Origin of the sequence: Oceanobacillus sp. FSL K6-3682 (assembly GCF_037976165.1) — a bacterium.
Lineage (GTDB): Bacteria > Bacillota > Bacilli > Bacillales > Amphibacillaceae > Oceanobacillus > Oceanobacillus sojae.
The window spans coordinates 1867049-1889911 of record NZ_CP150263.1 but is presented as its reverse complement, the minus strand read 5'-3'; the positions used below and the strand labels follow the sequence as shown (position 1 = coordinate 1889911).

Here is a 22863-nt window from a genome sequence, read left to right as displayed (position 1 = left end):
TCACATTATTTAACTTGAATCGAATCTCCCTCTTTTAATATTGGAAAATCACTTGGCGTTACTAAAACTGCACCTGGTAAAATTTCTTCTTCCTTATCATCTTTAAAATAAATGGAAAGGTGACCGAGACTTTCAAAGTTAGAATTGGCTTCTTCTCCAACTTTTTGAATGGTATATTCTCTACCACCAATCACAATTATTTTTCCAAATTCTAAGGCATCTTTAGGCTGTTCTTCAAAGCGATGAATTACCGAAATATCTCTTAACTCAGGCGGAACGGTTTCATTAAAAAGTACTAATAAATTTTCTTCTTCAAAATCTGGTACTAGGGCACCAATTTCAAGAATATTCATTTTTATCATATCCTTCTCCTCCTACTGTTTGATGACAGAATTTTTTTCCTATCTTTAATCCAATATTCAACATCAACTACTTAGATAAATCTTCTCTTAGAAATAGCTCTCTCTTAATAAAATTCCTTCAAATATCTCAAATCCTTTAAACAAGCATGTAAAAAGGAAATAAATCTATTTCAGATTTTATAATTATCAATATTATTTATTGCGAAACATATGGTCTTGTAAGGATCTTAACTTCCAAACAGTTGTTGAAGGGTCAAGTTCCACATCATCATGTGTTAAAAATTGACCTTCTCTTATATCTTTCTTAGCAACGACTTCTCCACTAATTAAACCGATAGGGATATGTCCATTCTTTTCCATTTCTTTATGCGTTTCCAATACTCCTCTAATAGAAAAACCACCGATCCCGTCTAATTTTTCTCCTTCTTTTATATCTTTTTTTGCAACGGTTACCGTTTCTGAAATCGGTGCCCCTAATGGATGAATTGACGTATCTTGCTGTAAAACAGCCTTAGCAATAGTAATCGGAGTCTCTAAACTGGCTAAATGATATGGACGGAATAATGTATAGTGATCTCCATGACTTTCATCTACCTTTAATAAATAACGCAATTCTTCATTAACAGGATCTAAATCACTTTTAACAATGACAAAAACTCCCGGAGCTAATCCGTTTACATATTCGACGACTCCTAAACGATCTAAAACTCCACCATTTTCTTTTAAGTTTAATTTTTTTGCAACATCATCTAAATTAGCGTCTAAACCGTGCATTCCAACTTTATCCGGAACTAAGCCTATTGCGTTACTTAATAAGTTCATCTCTGCCATTGTTTTTGTTCCATCTTGAAATGCAGCCAGCATATGCGCACTCATATTTTTAGATTTTGCTTCAGCAGCTGCTGTATCTGGGTTAGCTGTTGGCTTCAACGCATTATTTTTACCTTTACCTGCAACAACAACTTTCATGCCCATTGTCTTAGCAAATTCATATAATTCTACGATAGCTGCCGGCTCGTCTCCTGCTGAACCAGAATAAACAAGTCCAGAAGATTGAAATAATGAATTCATATAAGAACCAATTGTTATATCCACTTCTACGTTTAATAGAACCAAATGCTTTCTTGAATTTAATGCTTCTAAAGAAATATTTGCTCCGACTTCAGGTACTCCAGTTGCATCAACTACTACCTCTACATTGGAAGACTGGATTACTTCTCTATAATCAGATGATGCAAGTGTGTTAACTTTTAAAATTTCCTCGGACTTATAAAATTCAACAGCCTTTTGTGCCCTGGTTTGATCAATATCAGATACGCCTCCAACAATCATTCCAGGAATACGGGATATCTGTGAGATAAGACCGAAACCCATTTGTCCTGCTCCGATAACGCCTACTTTGATAGGGTTATTTTCTTTCTGTCTTGTTTGTAATTCTTGATAAATAGACATATTAACTCCTCCTCACAATTTTTAAAGCGCATACATTATATTCATAACATAAAACAACATTAAATAACATATGTTATAAATCATCACTTATGATTGATTTTTTAACATATGTTATATGATATAACATATGTTATAATTCGCTTTTATTATATGCTGATATATTTTTCTTGTCAACAAGTAGAATTATTTTTTTCGAATATTAACTCAATAATTTCTTAATCAAATATAAGGACGCTACCATTTTTGATGCTTAATTAATATTCTTAAAAAATTTATCGTTGTGTGACTAGATGAAGGTCATAAAAGGGGTTACTACAACGCTTTTCGGTGGGGCGAGTAATCGCTGTCCCAGTCCTACAACATCGTGAACTTCGCATTTTTTAGATATAGGAGAGCAAAAAGAAAACCCCAGCTAATAAAATTTTACTTTATAAAATAAATTTCTTTTCCCAAAATTAAAAGTAAACGTTATAGACATTGTCCTTACCTTTTTAAAAAGCGGTGCTTACATAGAAATTTCTGCAACAAAAAGGGAGTAAGAAAAGGTTATTATTGTTAAACATTTCAAAGTTATACTAGAAACTGAGAAGGTGACCATTACTGATATTATTTAGAAGAAACAATAAAATTAATATTTAATTCTTGGATTGTAACTTCTTAAGTTTAATTAATATTCTACATACAGAACCCGGTGATAACATGAAATACTCCAGAAGCTTTCAATTAAATTACTTTTAGCTGATATAAATTAAAAAACGCTATGAATATTAGGTTCATAGCGTTTTCTAAAATTATATTATATAAATTCCTTCTGCTCCTTCAACAATACCGATATCCCCTGCTCATCTTTCTCCACTTTCCAATTAAGAGAAAGCATCTGTTCTAACTCATGAAGAGGAGCTGCATCCAATTTCAATTCCTTGGCACCTGTTTCGAGCTTCTGATAATCCTCTCCAGGTTCTTTTTGGAACTTCAGTCTTAATAACCTTTCCAAACCGCCAACCGTGACAAATTTAACAGCATATCCTTCATTAATTACTTGTTCAAAGGCTTCAAAATCCTTCTCAGCTAACGTAATCAACTGCTCATAATCATACTTTTCATGAATTTGCTTCCATTTTGACACATCTTTTTCTTTTACATCATGTATTATTTCTTCATTCGTTATTCCATTTACACGTAATGTTTCAATTATATACGCTTCCATCTGAGAAATTTTTGGCCGATTCATCTGGATACATTCCTTTCTTCCTTTAAGTTTATTTATTTACTACTGACAATTGCCTCGGTCTCCTGCGGATAAAAACAGGCAACCTGATGATTAGGATTACTCCCGTCCTTTTCTTCTAAAACAGGAATATGCCGTTTGCAGGATTCTTGGGCAATCGGGCATCTCGTATGAAAAATACATCCAGTTGGCGGATTAGCAGGAGACGGCAATTCGCCTTTCAGCATAATACGCTGACGCCGCCTCTCTTTCTCAGGATCAGGTAATGGGATTGCCGACAATAGCGCATTTGTATATGGATGCTTGGAATGATGATACAATGTATCACTATCGGATAATTCCATCACCTTACCAAGATACATTACTGCAACTTTATCGGCTATATGCTTAATTACCGATAAATCATGGGCAATAAATACATAAGTCAGCCCCAGTTCCTCCTGCAAATCTTCCAGCAGATTAATTACCTGTGCCTGTACGGATACATCCAATGCACTTACCGGCTCATCCAGAATTAATAGCTTTGGATTTAAAGCAAGAGCTCTGGCAATACCTATCCGCTGACGCTGTCCTCCAGAAAACTGATGCGGAAACTTATCTGCATCCTCTCTCTTTAAACCGACAAGATCTAATAATTCATAAACCCGTTCATTTAAATTACTTGTCATTTCAAATGCCTTCAGCGGTGCTGCAATAATCTCACCGGCCTTCATTCTTGGATTCAGGCTGGTATATGGATCCTGATATACCATTTGAATATCTCTGCGCAATTCATGCATCTGCTTTTTATTGTAACCCAGAATGCTTTCTCCCTCAAAAAGTATGTCTCCGGATGTCGGTTCTAAAAGACTGACAATAGTACGTGCCAATGTACTTTTTCCGCACCCTGATTCACCTACAATTCCTAGGGTTTCTCCTTTGTTGACAGTCAAGCTGACCCCATTTACAGCTTTTACATGGTTCACAGGTTTTTTAAACACTTTTTCTTTTATCGGAAAGTACATTTTTATATCCTTTAATTCCAGTAATGGCTCAGACATTATTTTGCAACTCCCTTCTGAGCATTTACCTCAAGCTCTTGTTTCTTATTAGAAAATTCCTCTTCAGACAATATACAAGCAGCCCAGTGTTCTTCTCCACGTTCTGTTAACGAAGGATCAATTTCTAAACATGCTTTTGTAGCAAATGGACATCTTGGCTGGAAATAACAGCCTTTTGGACGATCAATTAAATTGCTGGGCTGCCCTTGAATTGGTATCAATCGATTCGATGCATCTGAGTCAATACGAGGAAGTGACCGTAGTAAGGACCAGGTATAAGGCATCGTGGAACGATAAAATATATCTGATACACTACCTTTCTCAACAATTCTGCCTGAATACATGACAAGCACTCTATCAGCAATCTGTGCAACGACTCCCAGATCATGTGTAATTAAAATAATCGCAGTTCCATACTTTTTCTGAATCGAACGCATTAATTCAAGGATTTGCGCTTGTATGGTCACATCAAGTGCTGTTGTCGGTTCATCAGCAATTAATACTTTTGGGCGGCCAGCGAGTGCAATCGCGATTAAAACACGCTGGCGCATTCCCCCGGAAAATTGATGTGGATAGTCATGCAGTCTACGTTCAGGATCAGGAATGCCAACATCTGTTAAGAGCTCCAAAGCTCTTTTTTTTGCGGCTTTTTTCGATACCTTCTCATGAGAACGAATTGCTTCAATCAGCTGATCTCCAACTCTAAAAACGGGGTTCAGACTGGACATAGGATCCTGAAAAATCATAGAGATTTCATTTCCTCTCACTCTACGAAGCTCTTTTTCACTTACATCCAGCAGATTTTTCCCTTCAAAAAGTATTTCTCCTTCCGGATGAAAGACTGGGGGAGAAGGGTTTAACTGCATAATGGAATGTGCTAATACACTCTTCCCGCTCCCGGATTCACCTACAATACAGATGGTTTCTCCCGCTTTAATTTGAAAAGATACATCATCGACCGCTTTTACCGTTCCGTTTTCTGTATCAATGTAGGTTTTTAAATTCTTTATCTCAAGCATGAATACCGCCCCCTCTCTTAAGATGCTATTTTCGTTTTAACGAAGCGCTGCTTTCTTTTTTTGTTTTTTCTTGCATGTGGATCGAATGAATCACGTAATCCGTCGCCAAGCATATTTAAGGCAAGTACGGTAACAACAATTGCTAATCCTGGAAAAATGGAAATCCACGGTGCGATGGAAATATAAATTTGTGATTCCTGAAGCATATTTCCCCAGGTTGGCGTTGATGGGTCTACCCCAACACCTAAAAAGCTTAACGCCGCTTCTGCAAGAATGGCTTTCGCAAAGATAAACGTTCCCTGAACTATAATAGGAGACAAAACATTCGGTAAAACATATTTCGATATAACTACCGGATCACTGACTCCTGAAGTTTTCGCCGCTTCAATATACTGAACCGAATTTATTTGCAGAACAGCTGACCTTACGATACGTGTCATTACCGGCCAAAATGAAAAAGTTAATGCAATAATAATATTTGTTACACTTCCTCCCAATGCTGCAACAAGCGCCAATGCAAGAAGTAAAGAAGGAAAGGCAAGCATACCGTCAATAACGCGCATAATAATAAAATCTGCTTTTTTATAATAACCAGCGATTAAGCCTGTGATTGTTCCCAGAATGGTTGCTAATACTGCAACTGTAAAACCGACAGTCAGAGAGACTCTTGCTGCTACCACAGTTAATGCAAAAACATCTCTTCCAAAATGGTCAGTACCAAACCAGAATGTCCCGGATGGAGGAAGCAGCCGCTGCGCAGCATCTATAAAACCAGGAGAAACAGGCAGCCAGACATCAGCTGTTATTGTTGCAATTGTCAATAATAACAGTATAGAAAGAGCAACAAGATTTCTTTTTTTCTTCAGCATAGGGATATCTCCTTTTTCTCAATAGAGTAAATCAATCTCATAAATGGTGCTGCACTTCCGCCTCAATCATAACGGATTCTCGGGTCAAGCAGACCATAAAGCAAATCAACCAGTAAATTGATAACGACATAAATAACAGCAATAAATAAAACAACGCCTTGTATTACCGGGTAATCTCTCCGGTGAATCGAATCAATGAGCAGCTGCCCAATTCCTGGTATGGTAAATATCGTCTCAATAATAACTGTCCCGCCTAACAATCCTGCAATCGTTACACCAATAACGGTAGTTGTCGGGATTAAAGCATTAGCAAAAACATGCTTCATCAGTACAACACTCTCTTTTATTCCCTTCGCCCGGGCTGTTTTCGTATAATCCTGATTTACTGCCTCTAACATTCCGTCACGCAGCATTCTCGATATTAAACCTATTTCTACTGTTGCTAGAACAAAAGCCGGCAGGATTAAATGATGCAGCCAAAGCAGAAATCCTTCTGCAATTGGTATATAACCTGCTACCGGAAAAATCGGGATACTGACTCCCAATCCTAATACTAATAACATAGCAAACCAGAATTCTGGAATAGATGCACCTAATAAAGACGCTGAGATAAATAGCGGATCTAAAACAGTCTGCCTTTTCCAGACTACAAAAATCGCAATTGGTATAGCAATAACTAACGTAAAAATCATAGAAATCAACATCACGCTGAAGGTAGGTCCAATTCGATCCAATATAATAGATAGAACCGGTTCGGAAGAATAAACAGACTCTCCCAGGTCTCCCTTAAAAACATTTGTCACCCAGTCAAAAAATTGGACAACTATTGGCTGGTTCAACCCAAGTTGTTCCTCCAGCTGTTGGACAGCCTCTGCTGAGCTATCCTCTCCCAGAATCAAGTAAGCCGGATTTCCGGGAGTTAGATGGACAATCATAAAAACAATAATACTTACCACTAATATGACTGGAATAATAGATAGAAGCCGACGAATTGTATATTGTAACAAACCTCATTCACCTCATTTGCTGTTTTACCATAGCGGCTCCTGATAAGCCGATGCTTCTGGTGCCAGCATAGTAATATTTTATCAGTTTAAATACGTGTTCAAATTTAATAGAAAAAGAAGCCATATCAGCATAACGGATGAACATGGCTTCTTAATCCTTTTATTTATTGATTCTTCCAGGCTCCCCAGAATCTTGGTCCAACCCATGTTTCTTCTAATTGAACCTGTTCTCCTTTAATATCAAGCCTTGTTTCATTAGCCACTTTAATAAACGGAAGCTCTTCCCAAACAGTTTCATTCATTTCTGACAAAATATCTAATCTGGCTTCGTCGTCAGAAGCGACAGCCCAGTCATCAATTAATCCTCTCCAGCTCTCGCTGTCATACCAGCCGCTGCTATTGGTGTCATTGACAAGCATACCCAGTTCATTTGGAGAGAATCGTGTTGACCAGCCGACAACTACAATATCCCAATTTGCCGGATCAGACCACTGTTCTAAATATGTCGCCCATTCTAGCGGTACAATTTCAATCGTAAATCCTACTTCCTCTAACTGCTGCTTCATTATCTGTGAAATTCGTTTATAAGTCTCTGAGTCATTAGAATGCATTATTTTAAGTGACTCTCCATTATAATCAGATTCCGCTAATAATTCCTTTGCCTGTTCCGGATCAAAATTTAAATAATTCTCTGTACCTTCCTCAGAATAAAGCTTCGTCTGCTCTGGATCAAACAGTGCCCCATCAAAGGAATAAAAATCACTGTTTCCATAAGTTGCTTCTGCAATTGCTTCTTTGTCTAATGCAAGATTTAAAGCTTCTCTCACTTTAATATCATCAAACGGCGGCTCCGATTTATCCGGTGTAATCGTAGAATATCCATTGATATAGCTTACTGGATCAATCGAAGGATCTGTTTCTACAACGTCATATAAATCATTTGGAATTGATAAAGCATAATCATACAAGTCTGTTTTAATACCGTTAATTGCAACCTGTGGATCTTTTACAATCTGAAAATCCAGCTCATCAAAATAAGCGACCTTTTCCCCTGTCAATCCTCCTAAATCGGTTTCATCACGCGCAGCATAATCTTCAAATTTAGTTAGAACAATTTCACTGCCACGACTCCAATTATCAAATTGGTAAGGACCTGTTCCTATTAATTGTTCCGGTGTTAATGGCTGTTCTCCAGCTTCTTCTGCAATTTCTTCAGGAATAATCATCAAAGCATTTTTCGGTGCGGCCATATCAGATAAAAATGCGTTATATACTTCTGTCAATTGAATTTCAATTGTTTTATCATCTACCGCTGTAACGGATTCAATGAATCTATCAGACTCTTTTCCAACCGATGAAACAGTTCTCCATCTATCTAAAGATGCAATCACATCGTCTACTGTTACATCAGAACCATCATGAAATTTCACATCATCCCTTAACGTAATCGTATAAAGTGTTTCATCATCGCTAACTGTAAAATCTTCTGCAATCATCGGTTGTACCTGATAATCATTATCCAAGGCAAGTAATGGTTCAAAAATATGCCAGGCAATATCTCGGGTAGGTGTTGCTCCTGTCGACATCCAATCAAGTGTATCCGGTTCAGAAGGATATGCAATCGTCAATGTTCCACCTTCCACAGGATCCCCTGCCGGCTCATTACTATCTCCTGCTCCACCTGCTGACTGTTCTTGATTTCCACAGGCAGCTAAAATGAATATTGTAAAAATTGAAATTAATAATAAAGTAAACCGCTTCTTCATTCTGCATTTCTCCTCGTTGTTGAATAATTATTTTACTACTCGGCTATTGGGTTTCATTTTAAAATAAATAATGGCTGATAATGGACACAAACGATTTTTCAATATTAACTAACGAACGTTCATCAATATCAAATCTCGGATGATGGTGTGGATAATGTGTTGCTTCATCCTCGTTTTGTGATCCGACACGGAAGTAAGTTCCAGGTTTTGCTTCCAGAAAATAAGAAAAGTCTTCTGCTCCCATGGTTGGTGAAAATTCTACGACATTCTTTTCTTCAAAAGCTTCTTTAAAAAGCTCTCTGGCTAAATCTGTTTCTTCCTTATGATTAAATAACGCTGGATATCCTCTTAGGTAATCCAGTTGATAAGTTGCGTGAAATGCACTTGTAATCCCGTCTAAAATGGAACGAATTTCTGTTTCTACTTTATCCCGAACCGTAGGATCGAAAGTACGGACAGTTCCTTCAATATGGGCAGTGTCCGGAATTACATTAAACGCATTTCCTGCTTGAAAAACACCGATTGTAAGTACTGCTGATTTCAATGGATCAATTTGACGGCTGACAATTTTTTGTAAAGCTTCTACAATACTTGTTCCAATCACAAGTGAGTCCGTAGTCTGATGCGGGCGGGCCCCATGACCGCCATGACCTTTAACATCGATAGCAAATTTATCTACCGCTGCCATTTGATAGCCTTCTCCTACGCCTACTTTTCCAACAGGAATATCTGAAGCCAGATGTGCTCCAAAAACATAATCCACATCGTCTAAAATTCCTTCTTCAATCATAAATTTAGCTCCGCCCGGCGGAGTTTCCTCAGCTGGCTGAAAGACGAATACAATGCTACCTCTTAATTTTTCTTTATATTTACTGATTACTTTCGCTACACCTAAGAGAGCAGCTGTATGCCCATCATGCCCGCAAGCATGCATTACCCCCGGATTGGTAGACTTATATGAAGTTTCTTTTTCATCATCAATCGGCAGAGCATCAAAATCTGCTCGCAATACAATTTTCTTTCCAGGCTCTTTACCTTCCAAAACAGTAATTAAACCATGACCGCCAATGTTTTTTTGAACCTCTAGTCCAAAGCTTTTTAATTTTTCTTCAATGTACGCTGCTGTATGTACTTCCTGAAAAGATAATTCAGGATGCTGATGCATGTATCTTCTCCAGCCTCTTACTTCCTCAAATGAATGATCAATTTCCTCAAAAATGGAATCAATTGTTTTTTCTTTAATATTACTCATTCTCCCGTCCCTCACTTGCTTTCCAGTTTTATATGTCTGTTTATCTTCACTTTTTTAAATAACTAAATTGGTGAAATTTTATATTAGTTTAAACTCATTATTCCTAGTTGTCAACTAGGTTTAGAAAGATTATATGAAAAAAAGAAGAAGTTGTGCCTAAAAAGACAAAACTTCTTCTTAAAATCTATTTATTTCCCTTATACCAATCAGCTTTTTCCATATGCGCGAATGGAATCTCTGTATTAATTACCCCTGTAACTTCTGAAATTGGAAAATTATTCTCTTTCAGCCAAGATGCAAAGTTAAATTTCACTGGCTGCTGGTCCCCACCGATAGCAAGCCATGCTTCGAGTTTGGATGGAAAATACCCAGAAGTATGTATCGTTCCTGCCCATTGTCCATAAAGATTAGAAAACACACCATTTTCTGTACCATTTAACAATTGAAATGCTTCCTCTCCATGAAGTGAATTTGCTCGATTGCTTTCCATGATTTCCAATCGTCTTTTAGAATCCTTCAGATAATGGCGATTTTCTTCCTTCATGATTTGAAAATGATTCGTACATGCAGCTCCCTTCCTTACCCCAACATTTCTGGGTGAAGCTTCTACAATGATTGACTCCGTATTATTTTTATCAAGTAATACATAACTAAATGAACCGCGATGCGGAATATTCTTTAGTAACGCAACAGCCTCATTGATATCGGCACATGTTTCTAAAATTATTCTTCCAATCATATTGCAAACAAATCCATCTCCTGGACGTTTACGGTGCATAAAGGTATATCCCATCGCCAGGCCTTTTTCGTTCATGCCGTCACATCTTCCCGTCACTTTCTGAGTTACACCTATCACCGCATGACCTGCATCGGTTGGCTGGAATACTGAATAAATCCCGTCGTAGGTTTTAGGATGATAATCATAATTCCTGATTAAATAATTCTCTCCTGTTAAAATCGAGCATCCTGACCGGTCCAGCTTAACCCGATACCCTCCAAATTCAAGCAGAACTCTTTCCAACGGCCATTTAAGCGCTTCTGCAAAGCCGATTAATTCCTCCCATATCGCCGGTGCTATTTCTTGGAAAACATGTTTTGTTTGTTCAATATCAATAGAGAATAAAGGCTTTCTTACCCTCCATTGATTTTCACGATTCTTTAATAGGATATGATTTTTCACTAAAGTACCTTGATGATAACCAAATTCATAATGCGTTCCCCGAAATTGAATAACATTTGTTGATATTTTTTTCAAACTGTCTCTCCTCTCACTATCTAATTATTCATAGCCCATGATTTATATATTAAGTGTACAAAGTATAAGTAAAAAAGGAAATGATCCTGCTTGTTTTATCACACCGGAGTGTTCCTTCGCTGGTTATACCTTCATATTACCTCTAATGTAACAACTTTTTCCCTATATATCTTCTCTTCTTTTATATACTTTCAACCCATTTTCCCTGAAAAGAAAAATAATAGTAATGTGTCTACACCGACTTTGTGCCAAAGAATATATTGGTTGAGAACGCTGGATTTGTGAATATATTTCTCGCAAATACATTTTGTTTGAAATATCCATTTTTAATGAAAGGAGAATCATAATGTCCCAACCAAATATCCCAAACTTTACACCTAATATTACATTAACAAGAGATGATGCAATCAATTTACTATTAGCTTCCATTGCTATGGAAGAATTAGGGCTTTCACATATTATTAATGCAGAGGGCGAAAAAATACAATATGCTTTAGGCACCCTTCCCGGTCTGACAACACCTGCAACTTTACCTGAAATATTGGAGGTAAATGAAGCAGTTCAAGATATGCTTGCGACAGCTATGAAAAAAGAATTACTATTGGATAACAAATTAAAGCAAGTAACTAGTATTATTCCTAGCGGGGACTTGGGGCCGACGGGACCTAGCGGTAGCTGAAGGACGGGTTATCAAATTCATCAAAAGCAATATGATACATCATTGAAACAGCATCCACGGAATCATCCAGCTCTTCCTTCAGCTTTTTGAATTTTTTTGATTTTCTTCCTGTAAAATATCATCGGCATCAAGCCACAAAATATAAGGTGAGGTGGCTTGCTGGAAAGCAAAATTCCTCGCAGCTGAAAAATCATCAATCCATTCAAAATCAATTACTTTCTTTGTATATTCACCTGCAAGCTCCTTCGTTTTATCTGTTGAACCTGTATCGACAATAATGATTTCATCACAAATTCCTTTTACACTGTCTAAACATTGACGCAGCACCTCTTCTTCATTCTTCACGATCATACAAAGACTTATTTTCACCATATTCACACCACCAATAAACAAGATATATTAATATATGTTACGGAGGTTCTATCCGAAACATAGAATTAAAAAATGGTTGGATGGACCTTTTCAGATAAGATAGTTTCGAGCAAACAAAATAGCATCAAAGGCTTCCTTCGAAGGGGATAAAATTTAAAAAGAACTCATATACATAAATAGAAATACTGTAAATGAATGGAGGCCTTCTATTGAAAGATATTACAGCAATACTCCTTCTTTATTCTGATGCAGCAGCAATCCATAAAGCTCTGGTATCTTTAAAAAGGATTGGCTCCAGACTAGATTCTGTTATTGTTCTCCATAAAGAGGGAATGCCTTTAACCAGGATTCAGGAAGATATTCACTTTGAGCAACTACAAACTTTCATGTGGAAAGAGCATCATTTTGGCAAAGCATTGAACGATATCATTCAACAAATCAACAGTTCATATGTATTGTTCCTTTATGATACAGATTACCTTTCTCCTGCTATTCAAGCTAATTCCCTTCACCTCTCCCAATCAGATTCATTTTCAACAAACATCTACCATAATCGAAAAATAGCTGTTCATCGTCCTTTCCTTGCGCGTGCATCTTTTCTTAAAAGCCATCCATTTCTATTGAGCTCGCAGCTGCCGTTTCAAGAGGCTCTTTTTCCCGCCTGGATTTTTGATAAATCGAGTTCAATGAAGACTTTCCAAGAAGACATGGTGCTTCAATCCAGAGGGAACAATTCTGTAAATATACTGGAAAAACAAAAATTTATGCAGAAATACCAGCTGAAGAAAATCCAAACAACGAATCCAAGCCTGACTGTTCTCATTTCGAACTATAATATGGAGCAATATGTGGAAACAGCCGTTGTCTCCTGCCTGCTGCAGAATGAACAACCAGAGCAGATACTCATTATAGATGACGGGTCAACAGATAACTCCTCTCATCAGCTAAAGCTGTGGAACGATGGTAAGCAGGTGAGACTTTTTGAAAAAAAGAACGAAGGAAAAGCAATCGCTTTAAACCATTTATTACCTCATGTTACGACTGATTTCATCTTAGAACTTGATGCCGACGATTGGCTGGACCCTGATGCCATTTCTGTTATAAAAAAACTTCTGGCAGACGTGTCAGAAAATGTATCTGTATTATATGGAAATCTCCGAAAGTGGAAGCAATTAGAAGAAGATATTCTTTTTAAAGGAGTGACAAAAGGAAATATTATCAACGGAAGAGCAGACTTGCTCTCCTATCGTTTCCCACTTGGGCCAAGGATATATCGTACTTCTGCTTTAAAAAGAATCGAAGGCTTTCCAGTGATTGCATTTAAAGATGGAAAGCTTTATGAAGATGTTAGTGTGCTAAATCAATTAATCAAGGACAATCGTTTCCAATATCATGATTTTACTGTATACAATGTAAGGGAACATAAAGACAGCATCACCAAAACTAACCGTCCTGAATGGAGTAAATTTTTAAAATCACTGAAGTAACCATAAAGGACGACTGTTCCTGCCATCAAAAATTCAGGTGCCTAAAAAAGCACCTGAATTTTTGAAATAATGCTGATTACTCTATCCCTTCCTTCTCCAGAATTCCGGCCATTTTTTTCACATCTACTACAAGATTTTTGATGACTTCATGCTCTGTAGATACGGGGTTAGCGGTCCTGCACTTTAGAAAACGATAATCCAAATCCAGGTATTGTCCAATTTTTATGAATTCATCTGACGTAGCTGTGAATAACTGAATGATTTTTGTCCCAGGCTGACAGAACATAAGATTTGCCAGTCCAGCTCCATTCGGACTTATAATAGCGTTAGCTGAAGAAAAAATATCGATTTGCTCCTGCACGGTTAAATTACTTAATACAATTTTTTTAAATCCTTTTTTGGTTAAAAGATCCACCAGTTTCGATTCGTTGGCGACCCTTCTCCAAGAAGCATCCTCCCGGCTGATATAGATTCGATCATATTGATTGGTGCTTGTATTGCGGCTCTTATTCAAAAATGCGTCACGCAGGAATTCAATTGTCCATTTCACACAGGTTCCTGTATTAAACGGCACCGATGGCAAAACCAATTGGTCAGCTTTCACATGTTTTCCCGGCGTGAGTTGTAAGATTTTATCCTCAGGGATTCCAAGCATGTTAATCGTTTCACGCTGAAATGGCAATGTTAAAGGAGGCAGAACATATTTATCTATCTCAAATCCGCTGAGCTGCAGTAAATGATAGCGTCCCAATGTATCATGGAGCCAATGCCAATAATTCGTATGCCCGGCCCAGGCAAGAACCCCCAGTGTTCCTTTAAAAGAGGAAGCAGAAGGAATAGTTCTAACTGCAATCTTCTCAAAATAATTCCAATTTAAATGAAAAACCATATCGCGAAAGTAAGTCTGGTCAGATGCCAGTGTATAAATCATACCTTCCCCTTTATCGCACATCCATATGCTCCCTTTTTCTATCTTCGCCACATAGGATTTATCAAACTTGTGAGTCTCTCCAAACCTTGGCGGTTTTACCCAATCAACCCATTCCGGCAGATCCCCTTTGGGAAGTGTATATGTTACTGTTTCATCAGTATAGAATTCTTTGTAAGCATCATGTATACCCGCTTTTGGCGTTTCTTTTTCAATCCAATCCTTTGTATGAGTATATAAATCTGACATATATACATCCCCTTTTTCAATTAACAACCTTGCCTATGCCCTATTTTTTCACATTTCGCCGGATACTCCATAATATGTAGAAAAGTATTCAAAGGTGTTGAACAATCGTCTATTCACACCGATTGCGTACAAACATGGGTAATAGAAACTGGAGGTTCATAACATGATAAACGTAACCGTGACCGGTGCAGGCGGATTTATCGGCAAGAATCTGGTTGATAGACTGCTCAGAGAAAAAGGAGTCAAGCTCAAACAATATCGTCATGGGGATGACCTGTCATTACTGCATGAGTATTTAAACGATACGGATATCATCTACCATTTAGCGGGAGTAAACAGACCACAAAATAAGGAGGAATTTGAAAGTGTTAATAGAGGACTTACGGAATCCATAGTCAGCTATTTAATAGATCATCATAAAACACCAAAAATTGTTTTCACCTCATCCACTCAGGCTGAGCATAATAATCCTTATGGTTTGAGTAAAAAAGCTGCGGAAGATGTTCTTAAAGCTTATAGTATGAAGACCGGTGCAGATGTGTGCATTTACCGTTTACCAGGCGTCTTCGGCAAGTGGTGCAGACCACATTATAATTCGGTTGTGGCTACCTTTTGCCAGGAAATTTCCCATGATAAAGATATTGAAATCCATGATGCGGATAAAATGCTTGAGCTCGTATATATTGATGATGTAATAGATAGTTTCATTAATTGTCTTGAACAGAAAAAGCAGGAAAAGTCTTTCTATTATTCCATCAATCAGACCTTTCATACAACAGTAGGCGAGGTGGCCCAAAAGCTTTACGAAATAAAGAAAGTACGGAAATCACTGATTATACCTGACCTGTCCGATAAATTAACAAAATATCTGTATACGACCTATCTATCTTATTTAGATGCTAATAACTTTTCATATGAATTACCTGTTCATGAGGACGAAAGAGGCAGTTTAGTGGAATTAATTAAATCGCATCAGGCAGGGCAGGTTTTTATATCAACATCACTCGGGGGCGTTGTAAGAGGAAACCATTATCACCATACAAAGGTAGAGAAATTTTGTGTTCTCAAAGGAAAAGCAGCCATTAAATTAAGGAAAATTGATTCTGAAAAATTAATTAACTATCAGGTTTCAGATCAGAATATTGAAATAGTAGACATCCCTCCAGGATACACACATTCGATTGAAAACGTAACAGACGATGAAATAATTGTTATGTTTTGGGCAAATGAATTGTTTGATCCGGATAACCCGGATACCATCTATCTGGATGTTCAGCCGAATGAAGCTGATGAAAAGAAAGGATGATACCTCATGTCAACAAATAAAACATATACATGCCAGGAAGACGATATTTGTCTTGTTGCCTATCCAAAATCCGGTAACAACTTCTTATTATTTCTCGTCACTGCGCTGTTATATCGAAAAAAAATGGACTGGGCTACAAAAGGCGAAATGATTCAAAATGTGGCAAGCGAACCAATTGAAAACTTACCTTCGCCGCATCTTGTATGGAGCCACAATGGTTATGACGCATCCTATCCCAAAGTTATCTACCTGGTAAGGGATCCAAGGGATGTCGTTATTTCATATCATCATCACTTCCAGAAATATTATAATGAAAGCCGTCAATTCGATGCATTTTTTACAGCCTTTATGAATGGTGATATCGATCCCGGTATGTGGGACGCTCAAGTAGAAAGCTGGCTGGATAATCAGGACAAAGTCAGAAATGGTTTCCTGCTTGTGAAATATGAAGATCTTCTTGCAGACACTGCAACAGAAGCAAAAAGATTGATAAACTTCTTAAACTTAAACAGATCAGAGCAGGAAATTAACGAAGCTGTCCATTGGGCTTCTTTTGATAATATGAAAGCATTGGAGCAGAAGCAAAAGGAACATTTAAATGGTCCTTCGCAGTTAGTCAATCCTGCACTTCCATTTGTAAGAGAGGGCAAGGCAAATAAATGGAAATCTGTTTTAAGCAACGACCAGCAGCAGCAAATCAATCAAACTTTTGCTAAAACTTTATCAAGGCTCGGATATAATTAAAAAGCTCTATGTAGACGCCTTCCGTTTCAAGAAGGCGTTTTCATTTCAGAAAGGTGTGAAAATCCAATGCTAAAATTACTACTGATTGCAGCAGATACTTCTCATTTTACTAACAGTAACTATGCTGTCTTAGAGCAGGAACTGGCAAAGGTGACAAATTTGATGATTTCCCGTAAATCCGGTCCTATCAAAAAAATATTGTATAAACTTCCTAAAAAACCGGATTTCATTTTAATAATAAATGATGTTGGTAAAACATTTGCCCCTGTCGTCACCGGTCTTGCTGATATCAGCATTCCTGCAGGCCTGATGGTAAATGACGCCCATCGCTTTGTAGAACAGAGAAGAAGATATATCATGCGTAGTAAGATTCAAACATTCTTTGTCATATGCCAGCATAATTTTTACCATCATTATCCCCAACAAAGACATAATCAGGTGTTTTTCCTCCCTCAATTTGCTAATACCTCTATCTTTAAAGACTATGGTAATGAAAAAAAGATAGATTTAATGATGCTTGGAGAAGTTTCGTTCCAGCAAATCTATCCATTGAGAGAAAAAATATTACAGCATTATAAGAATACTCCCGGATTTTTCAACCATCCTCATCCCGGGTGGCAAGATTTTGCAGGTGAAGACGCAAATACAGCATTAATCGGAGAAAACTATGCTCAGGCCATTAATCAGGCAAAACTGTTTTTTGCATGCGGCTCCATACGCCAGGTGGTGACTTTCAAATATTTTGAGGTGCCGGCGTGCCGTACATTACTGATGGCCCCTGCCTTACCGGAACTTGAGGAGATTGGCTTGATACCGGGAGAGCATTTTGTGGATATAAATGCAGATAATTTTCCAGAAAGAGCTGCGTACTATCTTAAAAATACAAAAGAACGGGAAAAAATTACCGAAGCCGGCTGCCGTTTTGTTCACAATCATCATTCAACCGCGCATCGGGCAAACGAATTAGTACAACAGATAACAATTGTTATATAAGAGGATGTTCAAAAATTTCAGTAAAAAAATAGTGAATCCCCTGCAAATGGAGACTCACTATTTTTGATTTTCTGGGGGTTGTCCCAGACCTATTCCTAAAATCAGTGTTTTATTGGATACTTTCAATCCTTTTTGGGCCTCTTTACGGATTACTGCTAAAAAGGCTTACTTTGTGATAATATCTGCTTTCTTAAGAATTTGTTCAATGTCATTGGCTGCCATTAATTCATCATCGGATTGGTATCGTGTAAAAGCAACCTTTGGTAACTTTTCATACTTGTTCTTTACCTCTTCAGAAACATTATCAGGTAAAATAACATAGTAATTTTCATCAAATTTGTAAGCATTCCGGGATTCGGCATTTGACACTAATACCTCATGAATTTTCTCTCCTGGGCGGATGCCAATCTCATTTATACTGATTGCTTTTTTAGCAAAATGCTTTTCCAAAACACCTATTAAATCGACAATCCGGCATGCTTTCATTTTCATAACAAATATTTCTCCGCCAACTGCTTTTTCAGATGCATATATCAGTAAATCAATGGCTTGAGAAACCGTCAGGAAAAAGCGTGTCATTTCTCTGGATGTAAGTGGGACTGCATGGTGAGCAGCAATCTGTTCTTTAAAAAACGGAATGACACTGCCATTTGTCCCAATAACATTACCTCCACGTATACAGACAAAACGTGTATGATTGCTTAATTGATCAGCCTGAATGATTAGTTTTTCTCCGATTGCTTTCGTCAGTCCATAAAAGTTGATTGGTTCAACTGCTTTATCTGTGGAAACATCAATGACTTTCTTCACCTTTTGGTTTAAACTTGCTTTGATAATATTCTCCGTTCCGTTTACATTGGTTTTTAACGCTTCTAATGGCTGTTCTTCACATATTGGTACATGTTTCAGTGCAGAAAGATGGAATACATAATCAACATTTTTTGCCGCTTCATTTACTGCTTCAAAATCTCTTACATCCCCAATCACAAATTTCAAGCAAGGATGATTTGAAAACTCTCTTTTCATTTTCACCTGAGCGAATTCATTACGGGAAAAAATTCTTATTTCCTTCGGCTGGAAGGAAAGCAGCTTTTTAACGAGTTCATGGCCCCAGGAGCCTGTTCCTCCAGTAATTAATATTGTGGTATTTTGAAACACATTTAAACACTCCTCCAGGAATAATGCCTATTATTTATATCATCAGGCTAATAGTTCGCGTGCATCCTCTAATAGATGCATTCGAACATAGCTGATGGCTTGGATGACAGGAACTCTCCTCAAACAGATCCCCGAATTCCTTCGTTTACTACCTGTTTGGCGACTGACATCATTACATTCAAATAGGTTATACCTCAATTTATGAAAAAACTAATAGACGGTACATGATAGTCGTTTAAATAAAGGTAAAAGAGGCAATTGCTGCGAGTCCAAATGTGTTGTCTTTTTGGATGAAGTATTACAAGGAGCTGCGAATACTGCACAAAACGACCAGTCATTAAAAAATGCCAAACCATAACAAATATCAATTAGTAAGATTAACAAGACTATCAAACTTCAGAGATTTTATAATGAATCAGCTTTCTTTTCTTAAAGTAGAAGTCCTACAATCAGTCACATCGCGATAAAATTTGCGAATCAGTTTCACGCTTCACTAAAAACCAGCCATTTTTCAAATTTTCCCGATTATAATAAAAGCGCTCATGATCCTTATATCGCAACATTGTTCCGCCGGCAGCTTCAACAATCGCCTGGCCTGCTGCTGTGTCCCATTCCATTGTCGGAGCATAGCGCGGATAGTAATCGGCTTTTCCTTCTGCCACAAGACAGAACTTCAGAGAGCTTCCGGCGGATATTACATCGACCGTATGGTGATTGCGAAGTTCTTCAATAAATACTTTCGTTTCTTCTGACATATGAGATCGGCTCGCAATTACATTTACACTGTTGCCCGCATCAGCAATCGGCAGCTGCACACTTTGTTCAATCAGTGCTTTATCATCAGCTGGATCTGCATATGATGCTGCATCTAATTTAAATGCTCCCAGACCGGACTGTCCGAAATAAAACACATCAAGCGCTGGTGCATAAATGACACCAACTACAGGATAGCCCTCTTCAACCAATGCGATATTCACTGTAAATTCTCCGTTTTTCCTGATAAATTCTTTTGTGCCGTCGAGTGGATCCACCAGGAAAAGCCTAGACCAATGTTGGCGTTGGGTATACGGAATTTCACTTCCTTCTTCACTTAAAATCGGAACCTCTTCATACACACCTTGAAGCCGTTCGACAATGATTTGATGTGAACGTCGATCAGCTTCAGTCAGTAATGAACCGTCTGATTTCGTCTCAATTGAATAATCGTTATCATAAATATCCAGAATCTCCCGGCCCGCTTCCAGTGATATGTCCAGCATTGTTTTTAAACTCACATTAATCATTAATAAGGTACCCTTTCGTTTTCAAATAGGACATGATTGTCTGGACCGATTCCTCAACGCTCTTTTGATCAGTATTCACTGTAATTTCCGGGTTCACCGGTGCTTCATATGGTGCATCAATTCCAGTAAATCCTGTAATCTCACCAGCACGTACTTTTTTATAGAGCCCTTTTGGATCACGTGATTTACATGTCTCTATACTTGCATCTACAAATACCTCAATAAATTCTCCGCTTTCCATCATTTTACGTATCTCATCACGATCGGCACAGTACGGTGAGATGAAGGCTGCCAATGTAAGCAGACCGGCTTCTACCATCAGCTTGGATACTTCTCCGATACGGCGGATATTTTCTTTACGGTCATCCGGACCAAAGCCAAGATCTTTATTCAAGCCGTGCCGGACGTTGTCTCCATCCAAATGGTAAGTCCGGATTCCCAACTGATGCAGTTCTTTTTCCAGCTCAACTGAAATAGTAGATTTGCCCGAACCGGACAGTCCGGTAAACCATATCACAGCGCTCTTATGATTATTCAAATCCCTCCTCTGCTCTTTCGCTACTTTCGAGTAATGCCATTTAATATTTTCTGGCTCATCCATAAATTTCCCCTCCTAAAACCATATATGATAGATAATCAAAACAGCCGTCACCATTACTATTAGACTCAGCGGAAGACCTACTTTTACATAATCTATAAACCTGTAGCCGCCAGGTCCATATACAATTAAGTTTGTCTGGTAACCAATTGGTGTAATAAAGCTTGCTGAAGCGGCTATTGCAATAAGGACAGCTATTCCCATTGGATCGACATGAAGTGTTTGTGCTATTTCAACTCCAAGCGGCAGTACTATAACAGCTGCTGTACTATTGCTGAGAATCTCCGTAAATAAATTTGTCAAAAGATAAATCATAAACAAAATGGCTAGCAATCCTAACGGCTTACCAAAATTCAACAGCATATTTGCGCCCCATTCCGCCAGTCCCGTTTTTCTCATTGCTGTGCCTATTCCAAATGAACTGGCAATCAACAATAAAACGTTAAAATGAATATATTTCTTGGCATCTTGAGGTGTAATAATTTTCACAACCAAAAATACCAATACTGCGAGTGCCATCGCTTTAAACATACTGAGCCATCCAAGAGTAACTGTTCCAATCATGCCGAGCAGCATAATGATAGAAAACCAGCCTTTCTTCACACTCTGCTTCAGCGATGGCGGGATATCCAATGGTGACACGACAAAAAAATCATTTGACCGGTCATATTTTCCAATAAAATCGGTACCTGCTAAAAGCAATAATGAATCTCCAGGCTTCAAAACGATATCCCCAATCTTGCTCTTAATACGTTCGTTATTCCGGTGTACTGCAATGACGCCCGCATCATATCGTGAACGAAACCGCAACTGTTTAATTGACTTAGATAAAAGTGATGATTGATCTGATACAACAGCATCCACCAGATTGATGGATCCATCCTTAAGATCATCAAGGCCAATAGTTGTTCCTGTTACCAATTTCAGACCTTTCATCTTTTGCAAGTCAGCAATGGTTGAAATCAATCCGGTAAAAATCAGGCGGTCTCCACTTTGAATAACAGTTGTGGATCTGACCGGTGATATCCTCTCGTTTCCACGGATAATCTCAATCAAATAAAGTCCTTTCAAATCACGGAGACCTGCTTGCTCAACACTTTTGCCAAGCTGCCCAAATTCTTCTGTCACCTGTATTTCAGCAATATATTCTTTAGGCTCTTCTTCCACTCTCTGACTGAAGCCTTTATTATCCGGCAGCAATTTATATCCGATAGTAAATAAATAAATGAGCCCGATTAAAGTGACAGGAATACCAACTGCAGTTAAAGTGAATAATGAAAAACCCTCCAGCCCAAAGTCCAGCAGTAATCCATGAATAACGAGGTTCGTGGATGTCCCCATTAACGTGATCATTCCGCCTAAAATGGTGGCATAAGATAATGGAATTAAAAATTTGGAAGGAGCAATTCCGCGATCTTCACACCATTTTTTAATAATTGGCGTAAGAGTCACAACAATCGGTGTATTATTCAAAAAAGCTGAAATTGCAGATGTAGGCACAAAGAATCGCATCATAGAACCTCTGGGCGATCGGCTGTTCTTCAGCCATTTGTTCATCATTTGATTAATCAAACCGCTCTTCTGTACAACTCCTGCAACGATAAACAATAACGCAACTGTCAGCATCCCTTCATTGGAAAAACCACTCAATGCTTCATCAACTGTCAATATGCCAGAGAGCATCAAAATAATCAGCACTGAGAAAATAACCATGTCTGGCCGGGCAGCTTCGAGAATCAGAACAGCAAACATAGTCAGAAGTAAAATCAAAACAAATATCATTTCCAACGTCATAGGTTATCAGATCCTCTTTTAG

20 protein-coding genes and 1 pseudogene are annotated in these 22863 nt (G+C 38.0%); 5 read left to right on the top strand and 16 right to left on the bottom strand.

The genetic code is table 11. From position 1 onward, the window contains the following. Window positions 1–5 precede the first annotated feature (5 nt). The 10 genes from MHH51_RS09530 to MHH51_RS09485 form a co-directional block, all read right to left on the bottom strand. On the bottom strand, window positions 6–362 hold the full coding sequence (locus MHH51_RS09530; RefSeq protein ID WP_147208434.1) for a PTS glucitol/sorbitol transporter subunit IIA: 357 nt from the start codon (window positions 360–362) through the stop codon (window positions 6–8). 192 nt (window positions 363–554) lie between these two features. Next, window positions 555–1814 carry an SAF domain-containing protein gene (locus MHH51_RS09525; protein WP_147208437.1) on the bottom strand — a complete coding sequence of 420 codons (1260 nt, stop codon included), beginning with the start codon at window positions 1812–1814 and terminating at the stop codon, window positions 555–557. Between the two features lie 796 nt (window positions 1815–2610). Next, a complete protein-coding gene (locus tag MHH51_RS09520) occupies window positions 2611–3045 on the bottom strand; it encodes a hypothetical protein (protein WP_339285787.1) in 435 nt (144 codons plus the stop codon). 32 nt (window positions 3046–3077) lie between these two features. Then, complete coding sequence (locus MHH51_RS09515) at window positions 3078–4082, bottom strand: dipeptide ABC transporter ATP-binding protein (protein WP_339285786.1); 1005 nt, start codon at window positions 4080–4082, stop codon at window positions 3078–3080. Then, a complete protein-coding gene (locus tag MHH51_RS09510) occupies window positions 4082–5101 on the bottom strand; it encodes an ABC transporter ATP-binding protein (RefSeq protein WP_339285784.1) in 1020 nt (339 codons plus the stop codon). Before MHH51_RS09510 ends, MHH51_RS09515 begins: the two co-directional genes overlap by 1 nt. Window positions 5102–5118: 17 nt before the next feature. Beyond that, window positions 5119–5970 (bottom strand): ABC transporter permease, encoded by an 852-nt coding sequence (locus MHH51_RS09505; RefSeq protein ID WP_156985517.1) that lies wholly within the window; start codon window positions 5968–5970, stop codon window positions 5119–5121. A 62-nt stretch (window positions 5971–6032) separates the two neighbouring features. Next, window positions 6033–6977 (bottom strand): ABC transporter permease, encoded by a 945-nt coding sequence (locus MHH51_RS09500; RefSeq protein ID WP_339285782.1) that lies wholly within the window; start codon window positions 6975–6977, stop codon window positions 6033–6035. A 164-nt stretch (window positions 6978–7141) separates the two neighbouring features. Continuing rightward, entirely contained in the window at window positions 7142–8743 is a 1602-nt protein-coding gene (locus tag MHH51_RS09495) for an ABC transporter substrate-binding protein (RefSeq protein WP_339285780.1), read from the bottom strand. Between the two features lie 58 nt (window positions 8744–8801). Then, window positions 8802–9995: an amidohydrolase gene (locus MHH51_RS09490; RefSeq protein WP_339285778.1), complete on the bottom strand. Its 1194-nt coding sequence runs from the start codon at window positions 9993–9995 to the stop codon at window positions 8802–8804. A gap of 184 nt (window positions 9996–10179) precedes the next feature. Further along, window positions 10180–11250 (bottom strand): C45 family peptidase, encoded by a 1071-nt coding sequence (locus MHH51_RS09485; protein ID WP_147208460.1) that lies wholly within the window; start codon window positions 11248–11250, stop codon window positions 10180–10182. Between the two features lie 346 nt (window positions 11251–11596). Between MHH51_RS09485 and MHH51_RS09480 the strand changes: the two genes are divergently transcribed. Continuing rightward, window positions 11597–11929, top strand: coding sequence for a hypothetical protein (locus tag MHH51_RS09480; RefSeq protein WP_147208463.1), 333 nt, complete (start codon window positions 11597–11599; stop codon window positions 11927–11929). Between the two features lie 7 nt (window positions 11930–11936). Here MHH51_RS09480 and MHH51_RS09475 read toward each other — a convergent pair. Continuing rightward, a pseudogene (locus MHH51_RS09475) lies at window positions 11937–12301 on the bottom strand (glycosyltransferase family 2 protein); the annotation flags it as partial. A gap of 209 nt (window positions 12302–12510) precedes the next feature. On the opposite strand from MHH51_RS09475, the gene MHH51_RS09470 reads away from it, so the two are divergent. Beyond that, the gene (locus MHH51_RS09470) at window positions 12511–13788 is read left to right on the top strand and encodes a glycosyltransferase family A protein (protein ID WP_339285775.1); all 1278 of its coding nucleotides are present in this window, start codon (window positions 12511–12513) and stop codon (window positions 13786–13788) included. Window positions 13789–13864: 76 nt separating this feature from the next. Here MHH51_RS09470 and MHH51_RS09465 read toward each other — a convergent pair whose 3' ends face one another. Beyond that, the gene (locus tag MHH51_RS09465) at window positions 13865–14965 is read right to left on the bottom strand and encodes a glycosyltransferase family 61 protein (protein WP_339285774.1); all 1101 of its coding nucleotides are present in this window, start codon (window positions 14963–14965) and stop codon (window positions 13865–13867) included. Window positions 14966–15128: 163 nt separating this feature from the next. Here MHH51_RS09465 and MHH51_RS09460 point away from each other — a divergent pair, with 163 nt between their 5' ends. From MHH51_RS09460 to MHH51_RS09450, 3 genes are all read left to right on the top strand, one after another. Next, the gene (locus tag MHH51_RS09460; RefSeq protein WP_339285772.1) at window positions 15129–16271 is read left to right on the top strand and encodes an NAD-dependent epimerase/dehydratase family protein; all 1143 of its coding nucleotides are present in this window, start codon (window positions 15129–15131) and stop codon (window positions 16269–16271) included. Window positions 16272–16277: 6 nt separating this feature from the next. Continuing rightward, window positions 16278–17015 (top strand): sulfotransferase domain-containing protein, encoded by a 738-nt coding sequence (locus tag MHH51_RS09455; RefSeq protein WP_339285770.1) that lies wholly within the window; start codon window positions 16278–16280, stop codon window positions 17013–17015. A 66-nt stretch (window positions 17016–17081) separates the two neighbouring features. Continuing rightward, window positions 17082–18008 carry a glycosyltransferase gene (locus MHH51_RS09450; protein ID WP_339285769.1) on the top strand — a complete coding sequence of 309 codons (927 nt, stop codon included), beginning with the start codon at window positions 17082–17084 and terminating at the stop codon, window positions 18006–18008. 165 nt (window positions 18009–18173) lie between these two features. Here MHH51_RS09450 and MHH51_RS09445 read toward each other — a convergent pair whose 3' ends face one another. The 4 genes from MHH51_RS09445 to MHH51_RS09430 form a co-directional block, all read right to left on the bottom strand. Next, window positions 18174–19166 (bottom strand): polysaccharide biosynthesis protein, encoded by a 993-nt coding sequence (locus MHH51_RS09445; RefSeq protein WP_147208482.1) that lies wholly within the window; start codon window positions 19164–19166, stop codon window positions 18174–18176. A gap of 449 nt (window positions 19167–19615) precedes the next feature. Beyond that, window positions 19616–20449 carry a 3'(2'),5'-bisphosphate nucleotidase CysQ gene (gene cysQ, locus MHH51_RS09440; protein WP_339285767.1) on the bottom strand — a complete coding sequence of 278 codons (834 nt, stop codon included), beginning with the start codon at window positions 20447–20449 and terminating at the stop codon, window positions 19616–19618. Next, window positions 20442–21050: an adenylyl-sulfate kinase gene (gene cysC, locus MHH51_RS09435; RefSeq protein WP_339285765.1), complete on the bottom strand. Its 609-nt coding sequence runs from the start codon at window positions 21048–21050 to the stop codon at window positions 20442–20444. The genes cysQ and cysC overlap by 8 nt, the downstream gene beginning before the upstream one ends. A gap of 12 nt (window positions 21051–21062) precedes the next feature. Further along, a complete protein-coding gene (locus MHH51_RS09430; RefSeq protein WP_339285763.1) occupies window positions 21063–22841 on the bottom strand; it encodes an SLC13 family permease in 1779 nt (592 codons plus the stop codon). Between the last annotated feature and the right edge of the window lie 22 nt (window positions 22842–22863).